15 protein-coding genes and 1 pseudogene are annotated in these 16,236 nt (G+C 42.8%); 4 read left to right on the top strand and 12 right to left on the bottom strand.

The genetic code is table 11. The features are described from left to right. Nucleotides 1-626: 626 nt before the first annotated feature. The 4 genes from parC to D0466_RS21290 all read right to left on the bottom strand — a co-directional run bounded on the left by parC (nucleotide 627) and on the right by D0466_RS21290 (nucleotide 7,260). Nucleotides 627-3,074, bottom strand: coding sequence for a DNA topoisomerase IV subunit A (gene parC, locus D0466_RS21305; protein ID WP_117324508.1), 2,448 nt, complete (start codon nucleotides 3,072-3,074; stop codon nucleotides 627-629). Beyond that, the gene (gene parE / locus D0466_RS21300) at nucleotides 3,074-5,047 is read right to left on the bottom strand and encodes a DNA topoisomerase IV subunit B (protein WP_117324507.1); all 1,974 of its coding nucleotides are present in this window, start codon (nucleotides 5,045-5,047) and stop codon (nucleotides 3,074-3,076) included. The genes parC and parE overlap by 1 nt, the downstream gene beginning before the upstream one ends. Nucleotides 5,048-5,404: 357 nt before the next feature. After that, nucleotides 5,405-5,818 (bottom strand): CoA-binding protein, encoded by a 414-nt coding sequence (locus tag D0466_RS21295; protein ID WP_117324506.1) that lies wholly within the window; start codon nucleotides 5,816-5,818, stop codon nucleotides 5,405-5,407. A 128-nt stretch (nucleotides 5,819-5,946) separates the two neighbouring features. Further along, a complete protein-coding gene (locus D0466_RS21290; protein ID WP_117324539.1) occupies nucleotides 5,947-7,260 on the bottom strand; it encodes a purine/pyrimidine permease in 1,314 nt (437 codons plus the stop codon). Nucleotides 7,261-7,501: 241 nt separating this feature from the next. Here D0466_RS21290 and plsY point away from each other — a divergent pair, with 241 nt between their 5' ends. Continuing rightward, a complete protein-coding gene (gene plsY, locus D0466_RS21285; protein ID WP_117324505.1) occupies nucleotides 7,502-8,092 on the top strand; it encodes a glycerol-3-phosphate 1-O-acyltransferase PlsY in 591 nt (196 codons plus the stop codon). A 518-nt stretch (nucleotides 8,093-8,610) separates the two neighbouring features. Here the strand turns inward: plsY and D0466_RS22450 are convergent. The 3 genes and pseudogenes from D0466_RS22450 to D0466_RS22445 all read right to left on the bottom strand — a co-directional run bounded on the left by D0466_RS22450 (nucleotide 8,611) and on the right by D0466_RS22445 (nucleotide 10,825). After that, nucleotides 8,611-8,787 (bottom strand): hypothetical protein, encoded by a 177-nt coding sequence (locus D0466_RS22450; protein WP_158555997.1) that lies wholly within the window; start codon nucleotides 8,785-8,787, stop codon nucleotides 8,611-8,613. 236 nt (nucleotides 8,788-9,023) lie between these two features. Continuing rightward, a pseudogene (locus D0466_RS21280) lies at nucleotides 9,024-10,655 on the bottom strand (SulP family inorganic anion transporter). 23 nt (nucleotides 10,656-10,678) lie between these two features. Continuing rightward, nucleotides 10,679-10,825 carry a carbonic anhydrase gene (locus D0466_RS22445; protein ID WP_158555996.1) on the bottom strand — a complete coding sequence of 49 codons (147 nt, stop codon included), beginning with the start codon at nucleotides 10,823-10,825 and terminating at the stop codon, nucleotides 10,679-10,681. A 186-nt stretch (nucleotides 10,826-11,011) separates the two neighbouring features. Here D0466_RS22445 and D0466_RS23210 point away from each other — a divergent pair, with 186 nt between their 5' ends. Then, nucleotides 11,012-11,182, top strand: coding sequence for an ATP-binding protein (locus tag D0466_RS23210; RefSeq protein WP_267897410.1), 171 nt, complete (start codon nucleotides 11,012-11,014; stop codon nucleotides 11,180-11,182). A gap of 491 nt (nucleotides 11,183-11,673) precedes the next feature. Continuing rightward, on the top strand, nucleotides 11,674-11,817 hold the full coding sequence (locus D0466_RS21270; protein ID WP_117324503.1) for a YycC family protein: 144 nt from the start codon (nucleotides 11,674-11,676) through the stop codon (nucleotides 11,815-11,817). A gap of 116 nt (nucleotides 11,818-11,933) precedes the next feature. Here D0466_RS21270 and D0466_RS21265 read toward each other — a convergent pair whose 3' ends face one another. Together D0466_RS21265 and D0466_RS22440 are read right to left on the bottom strand one after the other, a co-directional pair. After that, nucleotides 11,934-12,263 carry a PadR family transcriptional regulator gene (locus tag D0466_RS21265; protein ID WP_199484610.1) on the bottom strand — a complete coding sequence of 110 codons (330 nt, stop codon included), beginning with the start codon at nucleotides 12,261-12,263 and terminating at the stop codon, nucleotides 11,934-11,936. Nucleotides 12,264-12,315: 52 nt separating this feature from the next. Further along, nucleotides 12,316-12,471 carry a hypothetical protein gene (locus D0466_RS22440; RefSeq protein WP_158555995.1) on the bottom strand — a complete coding sequence of 52 codons (156 nt, stop codon included), beginning with the start codon at nucleotides 12,469-12,471 and terminating at the stop codon, nucleotides 12,316-12,318. 87 nt (nucleotides 12,472-12,558) lie between these two features. Between D0466_RS22440 and D0466_RS21260 the strand changes: the two genes are divergently transcribed. Beyond that, nucleotides 12,559-12,849 (top strand): HesB/YadR/YfhF family protein, encoded by a 291-nt coding sequence (locus D0466_RS21260; RefSeq protein ID WP_117324502.1) that lies wholly within the window; start codon nucleotides 12,559-12,561, stop codon nucleotides 12,847-12,849. A gap of 174 nt (nucleotides 12,850-13,023) precedes the next feature. On the opposite strand, the gene D0466_RS21255 is transcribed toward D0466_RS21260, so the two are convergent. The 3 genes from D0466_RS21255 to D0466_RS21245 are packed head-to-tail and all read right to left on the bottom strand — an operon-like array spanning nucleotide 13,024 to nucleotide 16,192. After that, complete coding sequence (locus D0466_RS21255; RefSeq protein ID WP_117324501.1) at nucleotides 13,024-13,317, bottom strand: hypothetical protein; 294 nt, start codon at nucleotides 13,315-13,317, stop codon at nucleotides 13,024-13,026. Nucleotides 13,318-13,367: 50 nt separating this feature from the next. Next, nucleotides 13,368-13,790, bottom strand: coding sequence for an acyl-CoA thioesterase (locus D0466_RS21250; RefSeq protein WP_117324500.1), 423 nt, complete (start codon nucleotides 13,788-13,790; stop codon nucleotides 13,368-13,370). Beyond that, nucleotides 13,790-16,192: an AAA family ATPase gene (locus D0466_RS21245; protein WP_233522778.1), complete on the bottom strand. Its 2,403-nt coding sequence runs from the start codon at nucleotides 16,190-16,192 to the stop codon at nucleotides 13,790-13,792. The genes D0466_RS21250 and D0466_RS21245 overlap by 1 nt, the downstream gene beginning before the upstream one ends. Nucleotides 16,193-16,236 lie beyond the last annotated feature (44 nt).

The raw sequence follows: 16,236 nt of genomic DNA, 5'->3' as shown, positions 1-16,236 counted from the left end.
TCCTAGAATATTGGATTGGCATAACCGGGAGTTTTCTGGAAAGGAAAGAGCATTTACAATACTATATGTCCGAAAGTGAAATAAATTACCAGGAACAAGGGTGGCTGGAAAGATTTGAAGAATAGACAGAACGAGCCAAAAGCGTACGGCCCTCTTAGCTAGCTATAAATTGTCTTTAGGGTGTTAACTCTTTGTTCCCGCCCTATAATCCTCATACGCTTTAAGCATAAAGTGGAAATAATGTTCGAAATTCTGTACCCGACGGTTTAAAATTTGCTCATACGTACTTTGATTTGGAAGGAATGAGAAGAGATGCCAATCAGGGTTGCTCAGTGCATCGTTTGTATTCACTTTGATTAACCATGCTACGATTATTTTTAAAAAAAAGAAGTTTTTTATTCACTGAGACATAAAGGACAAGATTTCTGAATCATGCAAGTAAATTGTCCTTCATAGCGGATATGAGAACGAAATTCCGGAATCAACCAAGTGAAATGTCCTTCATCGCTCTAAAGTCATGCTGCAGTTACTAAAAAAACTGCATCTTAACATTCAGAGCTTTTCATAGTCTTTAAAGCATGAAAAAGGCCAAACCCCGTAGGATTTGGCCGCTTATCATTACATGCTTATGAATCTTGGGAACCGGTATCTTCTTCGATACTGACTTTCCAGATTTCCTTTGCTTTGCCGCTTTCACTTTCATCAACTACAAATGATCCGTTTGTATAACGGTCACTGTATTTAAGTGCAGAAACATGAATGGTTTCAATATTTCCTTTTTCTGTTTCAATAAAAATGGAATCTGACATTCGTACCGTTTTAAATCCAATAATTCGGTGAGGGTTCGATTTTAATTCTCTTAATACAACAACACCGCGTTTTGCCCTGCCGGATTTTTCAAATTCGGAGAGCTTCATTTTTTTGACAGCTCCGCGTTGGGTAACAATTAAAATCGCTTCTTCGCTATCCTTCGTTAGGACCTTGCCTCCTATGACATGGTCTCCCTCTTTCAGGTTAATGCCCTTAACACCTGCCGCCCTGGCCCCTACAATGCTGACTTCTTCTTCATCAAACCATAAGGAGAAGCCCAAATGAGTAACCAGGAATACTTCGCCCTGTCCATTTGTCAGGTGGACATCGATAAGCTCATCGTCCCCTTTTAGGTTTAGCGCTACGAGTGACTTTGAATAACGCTGGGCCTTGTAGGACGCAAGCTCCGTTTTTTTGACCATGCCGTTCTTGGTAATAAATAATAAAAAGCCCGGCTGTGTAAAGTCTTTGACTGGAATCGCTCCCACAATTTGTTCATCACGCTCGATCGGAATAATATTAGCAATATGCTGCCCAGTTTCCTTCCAACGGATATCCGGAAGCTGATGTACCGGACAGTATAAATAATTCCCTTTATTAGTAAACAGGAGGAGCACATCAGTCGTGTTGATTTCAAACTTCTTCAAGAGCCGGTCCGAATCCTTCATGCCAAAATCGAGCCCGCCGGATGCTGAGTAGGAGCGAAGCGAAGTCCTTTTTACATATCCTTCCTTCGTGACCGTTACCATCACGTCTTCACTCGCTATAAGTACTTCCATGTTGATCTTGATTTCTTCGATCTCTTGTTCAATTTTAGAGCGGCGGACATCGTTATATTGCTTTTTAACCTGCTTTAACTCTTTTTTAATCACTTGGTAAAGCACCTTTTCGCTCTTAAGGATCTCTGTAAGCTCGGCGATTTTCTTATTTAATTCTTCGGCTTCAGCCTGCAGCGCAGTTATATCCGTATTGGTCAACCGGTATAACTGCAATGATACGATGGCTTCGGCCTGCGGCTCGGTAAACTGGAATTTAGCAATCAAATTATCTTTCGCGTCCCGCTTATCATTTGATGCACGGATTGCAGCTATTACTTCGTCCAGAATGGAGAGTGCCTTCATAAGCCCGTCAACGATATGGGCGCGGTCATGTGCCTTTTTCAATTCATGACGGGATCGATTGATAATGACTTCCCTGCGGTGGCCGATATAGGCGTCAAGCATCGTTGGAAGCGTCATTAAGGTAGGGCGTTTTTTATAAATTGCCACCATATTGAAATTATACGCCACCTGCAAATCGGTGTTCTTGTATAAATAATGCAGGACACCGTTTGCGTCCGCTTCCTTTTTCAGTTCTATTACGATGCGGAGGCCAGTCCGGTCTGTTTCATCCCGGACCTCCGCGATGCCTTCGACTTTGCGGTCAATGCGGAATTCATCGATTTTTTTGACGAGATTCGCCTTATTCACTTCATAAGGGATTTCAGTGACCACGATTTGCTGCTTGCCGCCGCGGATTTCTTCCACTTCCGCCTTTCCGCGGATGATAATTTTTCCCTTGCCAGTTTCATAGGCTTTTTTAATGCCATCGACGCCCTGGATAATTCCTCCCGTCGGGAAATCCGGCCCTTTAAGGACAGTCATCAGTTCATCAACAGTAGATTCAGGCTTCTCAATGCGCATGATCGCCGCATCGATTACCTCCCCTATCTGGTGTGGCGGGATTTCAGTGGCATAGCCCGCAGAAATGCCTGTCGATCCATTGACCAGCAAATTAGGGTACAAAGCTGGAAGGACAATGGGTTCATTTGAAGTATCATCAAAGTTCGGCACGAAATCGACCGTATGCTTTTCGATATCCCGAAGCAATTCCGATGCAAGCGCAGATAACCTTGCTTCTGTATAACGCATGGCTGCGGGCGGGTCCCCATCGACGCTCCCGTTGTTGCCGTGCATTTCTATCATTATTTTTCTAAGCTTCCAGTCCTGGCTCATCCGCACCATTGCCTCATATACGGAAGAGTCACCATGCGGGTGGTAGTTACCTATTACATTCCCGACCGTTTTTGCCGATTTCCGAAAAGCCTTCTCATGTGTATTTCCTTCCACATGCATCGCATACAATATCCGTCTCTGTACAGGCTTTAGCCCGTCGCGGGCATCCGGAAGCGCCCGGTCTTGGATGATATATTTACTGTAGCGGCCGAACCGGTCGCCGATTACCTCTTCAAGAGGCAAATCACGAAACTTTTCACTTAATGACATCAGTTGACCTCCTCTGCAACCGACATATTTTCATTATCCAAAATATTCGATTCTTCTTCGAGACCAAACGCAACGTTTGCTTCAATCCACTTTCTCCGGGGTTCTACCTTGTCACCCATTAACGTGGTGACGCGCCTTTCAGCACGGGCCGCATCATCGATTTTGACGCGGATCAGCGTTCTGGTCTCCGGGTTCATGGTTGTTTCCCAAAGCTGGTCAGGATTCATTTCGCCAAGCCCTTTATAGCGCTGTAACATATAGCCTTTGCCGACTTTTTTTATGGTGCCCTGCAGCTCATCGTCGCTCCAGGAGTATTCCACTACTTCTTTCTTGCCTGTTCCCTTGCTCACTTTATATAAAGGCGGAAGCGCGATATATACCTTCCCGGATTCGATCAGCTGTTTCATGTACCGGTAAAAAAATGTCAAGAGCAGCACCTGGATATGGGCGCCGTCCGTATCTGCATCCGTCATGATGATGACCTTGTCATAATTCGTGTCATCCACTGAAAATTCCGGTCCAACGCCTGCGCCGATTGCATGGATGATCGTATTGATTTCTTCGTTTTTAAAAATGTCCTGCAGCTTCGCCTTCTCCGTATTGATTACTTTTCCTCGGAGCGGGAGGACCGCCTGGAAACGACGGTCCCGGCCCTGTTTTGCCGAACCGCCCGCTGAATCTCCCTCGACAAGATATAATTCGTTCTTCTGAGGATTTCTGGATTGCGCGGGCGTCAGTTTGCCGGATAGGACAGCCTCGGATTTCTTGCGTTTCTTGCCGCTTCTTGCATCCTCCCGAGCCTTTCTTGCTGCTTCTCGGGCCTGGAAAGCCTTGATTGATTTTTTGATGAGCAATGTGGCGGTCTCAGGATTCTCTGCAAGGAAATAAGCGAGATGTTCAGATACGATGGAGTCCACCGCGGAACGTGCCTCGCTTGTCCCGAGTTTGCTTTTTGTCTGCCCTTCAAATTGCAGGAATTCCTCCGGGATCCTCACTGAAATGATGGCAGATAATCCTTCCCGGATGTCAGAGCCTTCAAGGTTTTTATCCTTTTCCTTAAGCAACCCGGATTTCCTTGCATAATCATTGAATGCACGGGTCATTGCAGTCTTGGACCCAACCTCATGCGTGCCCCCATCCTTTGTCCTGACATTATTGACAAAGCTGAGGACATTTTCCGAATAGCCATCATTAAATTGAAAAGCAAACTCCACTTCAATGTCGCTTTGCACGCCTTCAAAGCTTACGACGGAATGAAGCATGTCTTTTTCTTCATTTAAATATTGGACAAAAGCTTCAATGCCGTTTTCATAATGAAAGACTTCCTGCTGGTCGTGCCGCTCGTCTATCAGTTCAATCGTCATTCCTTTTAAGAGGAATGCAGACTCCCTCAAACGCTCGCATAATGTTTCAAAGTTAAAGGTAGTAGTTGAAAATATGGATGGATCCGGTTTGAAATGGATTTTGGTACCGGATTGGTTGGTCTTTCCTAGCTTTTCGAGGGTTGTTTCCGGTTTACCCCCATCGCGGAATCTTTGTTCATAAGTAAAGCCTTCGCGCTTGATCGTAACGACAAGCCATTCGGACAGGGCATTTACTACTGATGCACCCACACCGTGCAGGCCTCCACTTGTCTTATAACCACCCTGGCCGAACTTTCCGCCTGCATGAAGGATGGTTAAAATGACTTCCGGCGTAGGCTTCCCGAGCTTATGCATCCCTGTCGGCATTCCCCGCCCTTTATCAGCCACGCTAATGCTGTTGTCTTTATGGATTCTTACGGTGATGTGGTCGCCGTAACCGGCTAATGCTTCGTCCACAGAGTTATCGACAATCTCGTACACTAGATGGTGCAGGCCCCTCGCATCGGTACTCCCAATGTACATACCCGGTCGTTTTCTTACGGCTTCAAGCCCTTCAAGAACCTGAATCGCATCATCGTTGTACTCGATTGGTTTTGCGTTTTTTGCCACAGAAATTCCCCTTTCCTTGCAACACACAATTTCCGGGCCATAACATTCTTAATGAAATGACTCTTTTTCTTTTAGCAGGAAATATTATATTTATTAACTCTTTATATCATAAGTATAAATGATTTGCAGTCAAAGAACAAATGTTCGCTTTTTAGCGCTGTTCTTCCATTAACAAAGCTGATAAATATGATGTTAAGTAAAAAATTGTGAGTACAGCTGTTGGTGTCTATGACTTATTGTAGCGATATTTTTTCATTTGGCAAATATCGATTTAAAAAACATAGGAAATAAAATGTGTTGACTCCTCTTTTTCAGCCCATTAAAAAAAGGAGCCCGAACGCTCCTTATCTGTCTATATTACCTTGTTAGGGCATGTTCCACTTTAATGCAGCGGTCCATGATCACGGTGTATCCCTTTTCCTTCAGGAAGTTGTATGCTTCTTCATTTTCAAGTCCCAGCTGTGCCCAAAAAATGTCCGCATCGATTTGCGCAAACTCCTTTGCTACCTCAAGCAGGTGCTCGGACCTTCTAAAAACATTTACGATATCGACATGCCCTTCTATGTCTTTCAGGGATGGTACCGCCTTTACTCCCAGGACTTCATTGACAGCCGGGTTGACCGGTATGATTTCATATCCATTAACCTGCATCGCCTTAGAAACCATATAAGATGTGCGCTCCGGATTGTCGGAAAGCCCGACAACAGCAATGCGTTTCGCTTTCTTCAAGATAGCCCCGATTTCATCACGGCTTGGGTTCACAATAGCCATTCTGACATCTCCTTTTATCGTACTTTTGGTTTTCCAGGAAGCTTTTGCCTTAAGGTACAGCCAATATGCTATGTTTCTTATATTCTATACATACCCTTACTCTACAAATAAAATCCCTAAAAATCAATTCATACAGCCATGTCCTCCTCCGAAGCCTTTTCTTTTTTAGCAGACCGGTGGCGCGTATACCGGTCTGCTATAATCGCAACGATTGATCCAAAAATCAGCCCGTTGTTAAACAGAGAGACGATGATGGGCGGTTGCCCGTCGAAGGACTCGGGCGGTACAAACATCAACCCGACACCGCTAATGAGCGACACACCCAGGACAGTCCGTATTCTGGCCGTATCTGCTTCTCTTTCAATCTCTGAGAAGGCTATGCCGATCATAGTCGTGAAAACGGCAAACATTACAGCGTAGCCTACAGGCACCGGTATGGAAGCAAAAAAGCCCATAACGGGAGGGAAACAACTTGAAATGATAACCAGCAGCGAACCAACAATGAACGGAATCCGTGCTGAAATCCCTGTTGCCGAAATAAATCCTGCCGCTCCCGAAATCGGAACAGGACCGATTGCCCCGAATGCGCCGCCAATCACTTGATTGATCCCGGTCACGAATCCGCCGGCCTTCAAATTCGCTTTTACTTCCTTTTTCTGTTGATTGATGACAGATTCTACTACACGGATGCTCGCGATCATATTTGTTAACAGCAGCATCGTGACAAAAACCGCAGTCATAGTCATCCCGGCATCGAATATTGGCGCGCCGTATGCAAACAGCTTTGGCAGTGAAATGATAGTCCCGTACTCTATTGCCACCGGTTTCGCTTCACCAAAAACAGCGAACAAAATCCACCCTGCAGCAATCGAGATCAATACACCAAATTGGCGGATGAAGGGATGCCGGTGCCGTGTGAAATAAAAGGTGCACAAAACAGCTGCAACACTTAATCCCGCTATTTTTAAATCTACAGTACTGCCCGTATAGCCAATGCCAAGCATTCCAATCAAAAAAGACTTGCTTAACTGCAATACAAGCAGCAGCAGATAGGCTCCTGTAACTACAGGGGAAAATAACCTGCTGATCTTCTCAATCAAACCGGCAGCACTCAAAAGCACAAAAATGACACCGCTTACAATCAACGCTCCTTGAAGTGCTTTAAGCGTTTCGGCTGCCGAATCAAACAGCGTTGTGCTTAATCCGGCATACAGTGCAAACACGCCCCACCATAAGCCTGCAGGCCCTTCATTGACAGGAAGCCTATGGCCTGCCAGGATTTGCAGCAAGCCCGCCAATCCTAGAACAAACATGGTCCGCTGCACAAAATCGGCCGCATCCCCGCCCGATAATCCAAACAAAGACGCTACGGCTATGGGCGCAACAATCGAAGATGCAATCATAAAAGCTGTCCACTGGATTCCCGCTAATAAGGTTTTCATGGTTTCGACTCCCTCACTGTCATTTTTATCACCATCCTTAATCACAAGGGATTTTTTGTTGGCAAAAGCTCTTACGATGCTAGGGTACTTTTTCGAAAGTTTGATAGAATGAAATAGAAACAGCTGTAAAAGCGAAAATTTTGCTGCTATGCAATGGTTTTTTCTCGTTAACATGATAAAATAAACTCGGAACTTAAAAAAAAGGTTTGCTATATCTATTTAGTTAAGAAAGGGCAATTTTATGAGTATTATTATTATTACGATTCTTTTGGCTTATCTTATTGGTTCGATTCCATCGGGCTTGATTATTGGAAAGGTTTTTTATAAAACAGATATCCGCGAGCATGGCAGCAAAAACCTGGGCGGCACCAATACCTTTCGTACACTTGGTGTGAAGGCCGGGTTAATAGTTACCATCATGGATATCTTGAAAGGGACTCTGGCAACAAAACTTCCTGATATCCTTGATGCCGACATCCATCTGCTCATAGCCGGCGTAGTGGCTGTAATCGGCCATATGTACCCAATCTTTGCAGGCTTTAGAGGCGGAAAGGCTGTTGCGACATCCGGCGGGATTTTACTGGCATATGAACCCCTGTTGTTCTTGCTGCTGGTATTGGCTTTCTTCCTATCCTTATACCTGACAAAATACGTGTCTTTATCTTCTATGATCGTTGCGGTTATCGCTTTAGTGTATACCCTGATTACAGATATAACGGATATTCCTTTGCTAATTGTACTAACAGTACTTGCCGTCTTTATTTTTTATAGGCATAGGGCGAATATTAAACGGATCATCGATAAGACTGAACCAAAAATTAAATGGCTGTAAAAAACGCGGAAAGCCCCTTAACGGGACTCTTCCGCGTTTTTTATACCTTTAACAAGACAAATTTCTTTTTCCCAAAAATGTCTTCATCTACATCAATTTTTGTATCCTGAAAATATGGTTCATCCCGTTTGTGGATAAGAATCTCGATCTCCTCGAAACTGTGGACCGTATCTTCATTTAGCGGCTTCTCTTCCAGAGAAAGCTTTAGTTGCGGCCCGCCTCAGCCAATTCCCATCGATGCGCGCAGGTATAATTTATCACCTGGATGCTGTTCATTTTCCATAATGGAGCGGACTTTGTCATAAGCGACGGCAGTTAGTTTTACCATTTGAATTCCCTCCCTTTTGTAACGTTTAAAACGATATAAAAATATCATTCCCTTTGCCCTATTGCAATTAAACCGCCTTTAAAGAGTGACGAGAATTATCCTATTGGTATGTAAAAAAGGGGAACAAAAAATCGCCCTTTTTTCTCAAAACTTTTGACAAAAACTACAGTCGAATGGATTCAGGCCATATTCAATAGTTATCTTTAGCCCCTGAAAGATACATTTCATGCAATTCCTGATCTGTTTTTATGACCGTCTCGCCATCCTTTTCTAATTTTTGATAATTTTCAGGCTTGAAGCTTGAATTCCTTGCCTTTGTGGATGCTTTGCCCATCTCGGAGCGATTTGAATAAGGATGATTTCTCATTGCTATCGAACTCCTTTACATTTATCTTTTTATATGGTTATTATCCCTTTCCTCCATCTGCTAAACATGTTCCCTACAAAACCAATCTGTTAATAACCATGTTAAATTGTTAACAATCGCCCCGGGATAAAAGCTCAACGACCAATAAAGATTCCAGTTCTTTTTACATTAAAAGTCATTTACAAAGGAAACAGCCTTTTCCATAATTGGCCAAACGCTGCATATTTCTGCTTATATTAAGTCATTCCCAACTCTTGATTTCTACTCCTCTTGGTACGTACAACATCTGCAGTTTGCTTAGTATCAAGTTCCAATTTTGTTAAGGCTTGATTAATCGCGTAACTTGTTCTGGAATAGAAATTGCCTTCACCTATCAAATCAAATAAACCAGTCTTTTTAAATAATTCTTTGGGCTGTTTTTGCAGCCCGGAAATCATTACCAGCCGCACTTGTTGCTTGAATTGGGTTACTATTTTAGTAAGCAGCGCTTCTCCCGATGTATCCATTATAGAAACTCTCCCCATTCTTAAGAGGAGAACCTTTGGCTTAGAAGGAAGAATTTCATCTACTTCTTCTTCAAGACGTTCAGCTGAACCAAAGAATAGAGGCCCTTCCACCGAATAAATAGTCATCTGCGGATGCTTTGTTCCTTTTTCAACGATTTCAGGCTTGAGCAGTTTATCGTTCGGGTCCGGTAGACCCTTTGATACCTTAAGCGTACTGCTCATCAGTTTCACAAATGCTAGCAGAGCTAACAAAAGGCCTACCCCAACACCAGTAGTAAGGTCAATAAAAACTGTCAACAGGAAGGTTACAACCAATATAAGAGAATCCATTGTTTTCGTTTTTACAATATGTACAAATTCCTTGCGCTCACTCATGTTCCATGCGACAAACATAAGAATAGGCGCCATGCTGGCTAATGGAATAGCGGAAGCATATGGGGCAAACACCAGCAATATTAATAATACGACAATCCCATGTATGACACCGGACAACGGGGAACCGGCATTATTTTTAATATTTGTTGCGGTACGTGCGATTGCACCCGTAGCCGGTATCCCTCCAAATAGTGGAGTGACCATATTAGCTACCCCTTGGGCCATCAGCTCTTTATTACTATTATGTTTAGTGCCTGCCATATTGTCTGCCACTAATGCCGATAATAAAGATTCAATTCCTCCAAGCATAGCGATAACCAAAGCTGCGGGGAGCAGTTCAATTACCAGGCTTGCTGTGATCTCTGGAAACTGAAAGCTTGGCAGTCCATTTGGAATCGCCCCGTAGGTCGATCCAATGGTTGCGACCTGGGAAGGGAAAAATAACGCAGCAACCAATGTGGATACAATCAAAGCAAGAAGAGCACCAGGAATTTTTGGTAAAAATTTAGGTGCCGATATTACAATTGCCATACTAATGGAAGCAACTATTACACTGCTAATATTCAATGTATTTACATTCGAAAAAATTTCTTTCATATTTAAAAAGAAGGCTTCTTCTTTCTCCAGGTTCCGCAGCCCTAAAAAGTTTGCGATCTGCCCTGAAAAAATAATGACCGCAATCCCGGCAGTAAAACCGATAGTAACAGGACGAGATATAAACTTGATAAACCTGCCTAGCTTCAAAACACCCAAAAGAAAAATGATGATTCCCGCCATAAAACCGGCAATCAATAATTTTTCATATCCAAACTGAAGCACAACTCCCAGCAATAATCGATGTGTAAAGTCCATATTCCGGTCTTACTCCCGAAGCAATCGCAAAAGCCATCGCTAAAGGAATTGCCACAATTCCAACTACTAAACCAGCAACGAGGTCCTTTTGAAATGGCTAAGGCTGTATCCATCAAAACTGCGAGTAATATTCAATTTATATTCCCTCCCTTACATACTCAAATTTGAGAGCTATTACGTTCTGCACAGTTATATCCATCTAGAACAAAATCTAATTTTCCTGTTTCTGGATCGATAACCATACCAAGAACAGCAATATTTTCCGGCATTAATGGGTGATTTTTGATTAAATCAACACTATTCATGACATCTCTTTTACACATGGAAAGCCCGATAACCAATTTGATAACATCATGAATTTAGCGGAAAATGCGATTCACTATAACAGAAAACACGGAACGATAAAATTAGAAGCATGAGCTGATAACAAGAAGGTGCACCTCGTCATTGAAGATGCAGGAATCGGCATTCCGGAAGACGATCTTCCCTAAATATTTGAACGGTTTTATAAGGTTGATAAATCCCGGTCAAACCGAATGGGCATCACTGGCCTTGGATTGTCGATCGTCAAACACCTTGTTGTATTATTAAAAGGGGAAATAAAAGTTAAAAGCAAACTGGATAAAGGGACGATTTTTCATATTACACTCCCCTTTAGGTAAGACACAATTGCGTACTAAGTGAAACACTTAACATCTATAGATTATCCTTATAAAAAGCCGACGCAGTCCACGCCCGGCTTTTTCCAGTTTGGCATATTGTTTTGTCAAATCACGATAGAACTGAAGCACTAAATAGGATACATGGCAGAAGGGGATGTTCATGATGTTTAAAATTACTAATAGCAAACTGGAGAAATCCTCACTACCTATCAATCTTATTTCAGTACTTTATTTACTCTTGATTTTGTCTTTTCGATCGCAAACTCAAATGAAATCGCTTTAGTTCATCTTTACATTATTACGTTATGGGAACACTGTCGCACATTAACGGACATTGCCGAGAATGCAATTCCATCTGCTATCTTGTATTGTAGCTTAAATCTAGGTTCTGATCTGGCCGGTTTCATTTAGCTGGGACTCTGAACAAAATACCGGTGCCGACTATGGTATAATGTAAGCAGAAAAACTAATGAATGGCCAGGTGATAATAAATGCGACCGCTACAAATTTCTGCAGAAACCGCAGTAAAGCTATCAAAATCATTAAATATCCCACTCGAACAAATCATGCATATGCCCCAGCATATTCTGCTGGCCAAAATGGCTGAAATTCAAAAAAAGGAAGAAGAAAAGTAAACGAAAAGCTGCCTTTGATAAAAGAGAAGGCAGCTTTTATTTATCCGAAATTGATTGAAAGGCTCCTAATCTCCAGCTATATAGGATTCATATATAGCATCCATAAAAAAACAATTTTACCCTTCATATTGTATAATCTTTTTTATTTTCTGCTGGAATTCTTCCCACCGGGCTACATAAGCATCAAATTCTTTGTAGCCAGTCTTTGTAATGTAGTAATATTTCCTCCTCGGCCCTTCGAATGAATCCTTCCAATAGCTTTTGAGCAGTCCTTTTTCTTCGAGCTTCTTCAAAGCCGGATATAACGTCCCTTCTTTCAACTGGAGATAATCATCGCTTATTTCTTTCAATAATTCCGCCAGTTCGTATCCATACATATCTTTTCCCTTCAAAAGGGAAAGTAAGATCAATTCTGTCGTCCCTTTAAGAAGTTCTGTTTTTCGCATCCGCCTCTCCCCTCTACATATCAGTATTATATAGTTATTCCCATTCTATATCTTATTTAATGGTAGCTGTCACTACCCTATTGCTTCTATTCCACATCCGGTCTGTTTTTCCTTCTTTCCGGTCTAAAGTAAGATGTTTGTTCTCTAAAATGAACAGAGCTGCAAGGGACTTATTATTTCGAAATAATATATGCATTTTATTCTTCAAGTTATGGCCGCTGAAATCCGATTCATTCGCTTCTTTTTCTTGATTGCTTTATAATAGGAATATCTCTTATGAAAGAAGGAGACTCAAGTGAATTTAACAATTTCAGATGAAGCAGCAGCCTGGTATGTAAACGAAATGAACTTGAAGAATGGGGACACTGTACGGTTTTTCGCCCGATACGGGGGTTGCAGTACAGTGCAAAGCGGTTTTTCTCTTGGCGTCACTTCGGATAAGCCGATCAACCCGGCAATAAGCACGGAAAAGAACGGCATTATGTATTTTATCGAAGAAAACGATGTGTGGTATTTTGATGGAAACGACCTTTCGGTGACACTAAACGAAAAATTCGAGGAACCTGAATATCACTATGAAAAATAAAAAAAAGGCTGATATAGTTCAGCCTTTTTTACGTCACCTTTATTCTATTTTCGAGACACCCCGGCTTCCCCGCTACATCGGATTACAAGGTAATAAGGAAATGTTTCAAATCAGCTATATCTCATTAAGATATAGCTTAACTTTTCTTTGTTGGATTACAATTTTTTATTTCTGCTACTCCACTAATTTATCGTGAATGCCTTCGCGAGAAAGAATCTCTTTCTGTTTTTCGCCCAGGAGGTCAAAGTGGGAATAACCATCTTTACGATGGTCGATCCATTCTTTCTTCAACCCATACTTCCTTCCCCAGTCAGCCAGCCTTTCCAGGTCCCGGCAGCCTACCTTCGTAACGGTCTTGCAGCCGGGAAAACGGTCATCAAGCCAATAATGGGTAAGAAAGGCAATTTCCCCTTTATCGATTTTATTTTTCCACTCCTGGAGCTGTTTTCTATTTATGCCAAAAGCCACAGATTACCCCTCTTTCCAGAAAAAAAGGGCGTTATGTTCGCCCGATTCATTTATCCCTGTTTTTTATTTTTTTCATATGCTTCATGCCATTCAGGATAAAGCCTTTTTATCGAGATTGGCCGGAAGCTGTCTTTTTTAACGCACACGTGTACGGATGTTCCGGTAACGGATAAATCCCCTGTATCAGCAACAATTTCGTACCCGTACGTGACCCTCAATCCATCATAACTCTCGATCCACGTTTTAACGGTTACTGTTTCTCCATACCGGACCGGCTTTTTATAGGTAGCCTGGATGTCCAAAACAGGTGAAATGATTCCATCCGCTTCCATTTCAGCATAATTAAAACCAAGGTCCTTGATAAGCTGGGTTCTACCAAGCTCCATCCAAATAATGTAATTAGCGTGATAGACTACACCCATCTGGTCTGTTTCCGCATAACGGACTTCTATCTTTTTCTCTGCGATATGCACTACATTTCCCCTCTTTCCAGTTTCTCTGCCGCTCTTTTTATGTCTTCTTGCGAGATAGAATTTATGTCATTTGTAATATACTCAGGGCCATTTTGCGCCATCAATCTCATGGCCTGTACCTGGATTGCTTCGTCCACGAGATTTGTTGCGTACCGGCCATTCCCTCGGATTTTATTGCCTTCAAGATACTCTTCCATATAAAAAATCGCTTCTGGAGCAATGACATAATGATACTTGGACGCATAAGTCTGCATGATTTCCAGGATTTCATCACTTGTATAATCCGGAAAATGAATGAATTTCTTAAACCTTGAACGGAGCCCGGGATTGCTTTCTAAAAGTATATTGATTTCATGCGTATAACCGGCCAATACGACAACTAAATTTTCATTATGCTTAGTCATTTCGTCAACAAGGGTATCAACTGCTTCTTTTCCGAAATCCCCGGCGGATTGGCTGGATAACGAATAGGCTTCATCTATAAAAAGCAAACCTCCAAGCGCTTCCCGGACTTTTTTCTTCGTTTTGATTGCAGTTTGTCCTACATACCCTGCGACCAGGTCTGCCCGGCTTACAACAATAAAGTGTCCCCGCTTTAACAGTCCGGTCTCTTTTAACATTGCCGAGTAAATCTTTGCAACCGTTGTTTTACCGGTTCCCGGATTTCCGGTAAATACGGAGTGAAGCTGCACCGGAATCACAGGCAGCCCCTTGTCCCGGCGAATTTGCTGCATTTTCACAAAGGAAACGAAAGCCTCGACTTCATCCTTCACATCCTTGAGGCCGATTAGCTTTTGTAATTTTTCCCCTGGAGGAACTTCTGGAGGGATTTCATTTATTTGAAAATCTTCCTTATTTAACAGCGTAAAATGAAGAATGTTTTCGTCCTCGGCATGTTCTTTGGCGCCTTTTTTAAAAATCGCGTCCAAGACAAGCGAGCGGACAGTCCGCGCATTGCCGAATGTATCATCAACCTTTTCCTTTTCAATCCGGGCTTCCAGGGCCTTTTTTGCCACGCCCGACAGGATATAATCATTTTCAGCTGCAGTTTGCTCCGCAATCGCCAAAAGTTCATCAGTCGAATAGTCGTCCAGGAAAATATGGTTGGCATTCGGGAATCTGCTGCGGAGGCCGGGATTTGCATCCAAAAACTGCCGCATTTCTTCCGGATATCCGGCTAAGATCACGGCAAACTTTCCGGCGTACTTTTGGTTCGTCATTAATGAAACCAGCGTATCGATTGCTGTTTGTCCGTAATCATTGCCTGTTTGCCCTTCCCGCTTCAGGCTATACGCTTCATCGATGAACAATACGCCGCCTAAAGCACGCTCGACTATGTTTCGAACATTTTCTTCGGTCTGGCCAATGTACGCGCCGACAAGCTGGGAACGGTCAACCTCCAGCACTTCCTGCCTGGGCAGTACACCGAGTTTGTGGTAAATCTTGGCAAGTAGCCGTGCGAGCGTTGTTTTTCCGGTTCCCGGGTTCCCCGTAAGCACCATATTGAGGCTTTGTTCATCTTTCGAATGCAACCCAAATTCCTTCCGTTTGTTCTGGTATTGCAGAAAACGGTAAAAATCATCGATACGTCTTTTTACTTCCTCCATTCCGACCATTGCATGGAGTTCAGCAAGCGGACTATCCTTTTGGCGAAAAGCTTCCCCATCCCTTTCGTTAAAAAGGGACTTCCATTCCTGTTTTAACTTTTCAATCTGTTCTAGATGATTCCGCATATCCCGCGAGTGGGTGGACGTGTGAAACACCCCTGAAATTGATTCTTCATATTCCCGTGATGCCTTTAATAAGGCTAATAGTTCCTCTATAATTCCAGAAACATAATCGATGGCTTTCTCATATTTCAAAGTCTGGTCCGCATCCAGATAGCTTTTAGATGCGAGCCGGGCATCCTTCAGCCCTTTCAGGTTTTCTTCAAGGATGTCGATATTTTCCTCACTGATCCTTATATATTGTTCAGCTACTCTTTTTTTGGCAGTCCGGTTATCCGTTTCCCGAATGAGCGGGAAGGCCAAATGGTCAAGCAATGTCCGGTTGTTATTCCATTTGGAGGCTGCCATTAGCCCATTGGCCCGGCTGTTGGCCGGGTTTGCTTTTAGCGCTTCCTTGAGCCATGTTTCATATAAAGAATCTTCACCAGAGGTCGCCTGTCTGGATGAGGCAAGGATGCTAAATACTTCACTGGTAAGATTCGGTTTATCTGCACTTGAATCTGGCAATTCCCTTACAAGTGAGAGTACTTGTAACACGTTATTAATATCATCTAGGGAGCCTTTCACTTCCAGTTGATCCGCAAAAGCCTGAAGCTGTTTTTTTATCGAAAAATTTATGTGGCTGTTCTTTTTTTCATTCATTCCCTCAGTCATCATCCAATCAATCTTTGTCATCACTATTTTATCACAATTCCTTTATATATCATTCTTAAGTGATA

This window comes from Peribacillus glennii, from assembly GCF_003429105.1.
GTDB lineage: Bacteria > Bacillota > Bacilli > Bacillales > DSM-1321 > Peribacillus > Peribacillus glennii.
This window is presented reverse-complemented; position numbering and strand designations above follow the sequence as displayed.

Excerpts from the sequence above, each read along its gene's own strand:
- D0466_RS22445 (WP_158555996.1), bottom strand. The coding sequence starts at position 10,825 with ATGAATAGTGTTGATTTAATCAAAAATCACCCATTAATGCCGGAAAAT.
- D0466_RS21245 (WP_233522778.1), bottom strand. The coding sequence starts at position 16,192 with ATGACAAAGATTGATTGGATGATGACTGAGGGAATGAATGAAAAAAAG.
- D0466_RS21295 (WP_117324506.1), bottom strand. The coding sequence starts at position 5,818 with ATGGCTATTGTGAACCCAAGCCGTGATGAAATCGGGGCTATCTTGAAG.
- D0466_RS22450 (WP_158555997.1), bottom strand. The coding sequence starts at position 8,787 with ATGAGAAATCATCCTTATTCAAATCGCTCCGAGATGGGCAAAGCATCC.
- D0466_RS21290 (WP_117324539.1), bottom strand. The coding sequence starts at position 7,260 with ATGAAAACCTTATTAGCGGGAATCCAGTGGACAGCTTTTATGATTGCA.
- plsY (WP_117324505.1), top strand. The coding sequence starts at position 7,502 with ATGAGTATTATTATTATTACGATTCTTTTGGCTTATCTTATTGGTTCG.
- D0466_RS21270 (WP_117324503.1), top strand. The coding sequence starts at position 11,674 with ATGCGACCGCTACAAATTTCTGCAGAAACCGCAGTAAAGCTATCAAAA.
- parC (WP_117324508.1), bottom strand. The coding sequence starts at position 3,074 with ATGTCATTAAGTGAAAAGTTTCGTGATTTGCCTCTTGAAGAGGTAATC.
- D0466_RS21265 (WP_199484610.1), bottom strand. The coding sequence starts at position 12,263 with ATGCGAAAAACAGAACTTCTTAAAGGGACGACAGAATTGATCTTACTT.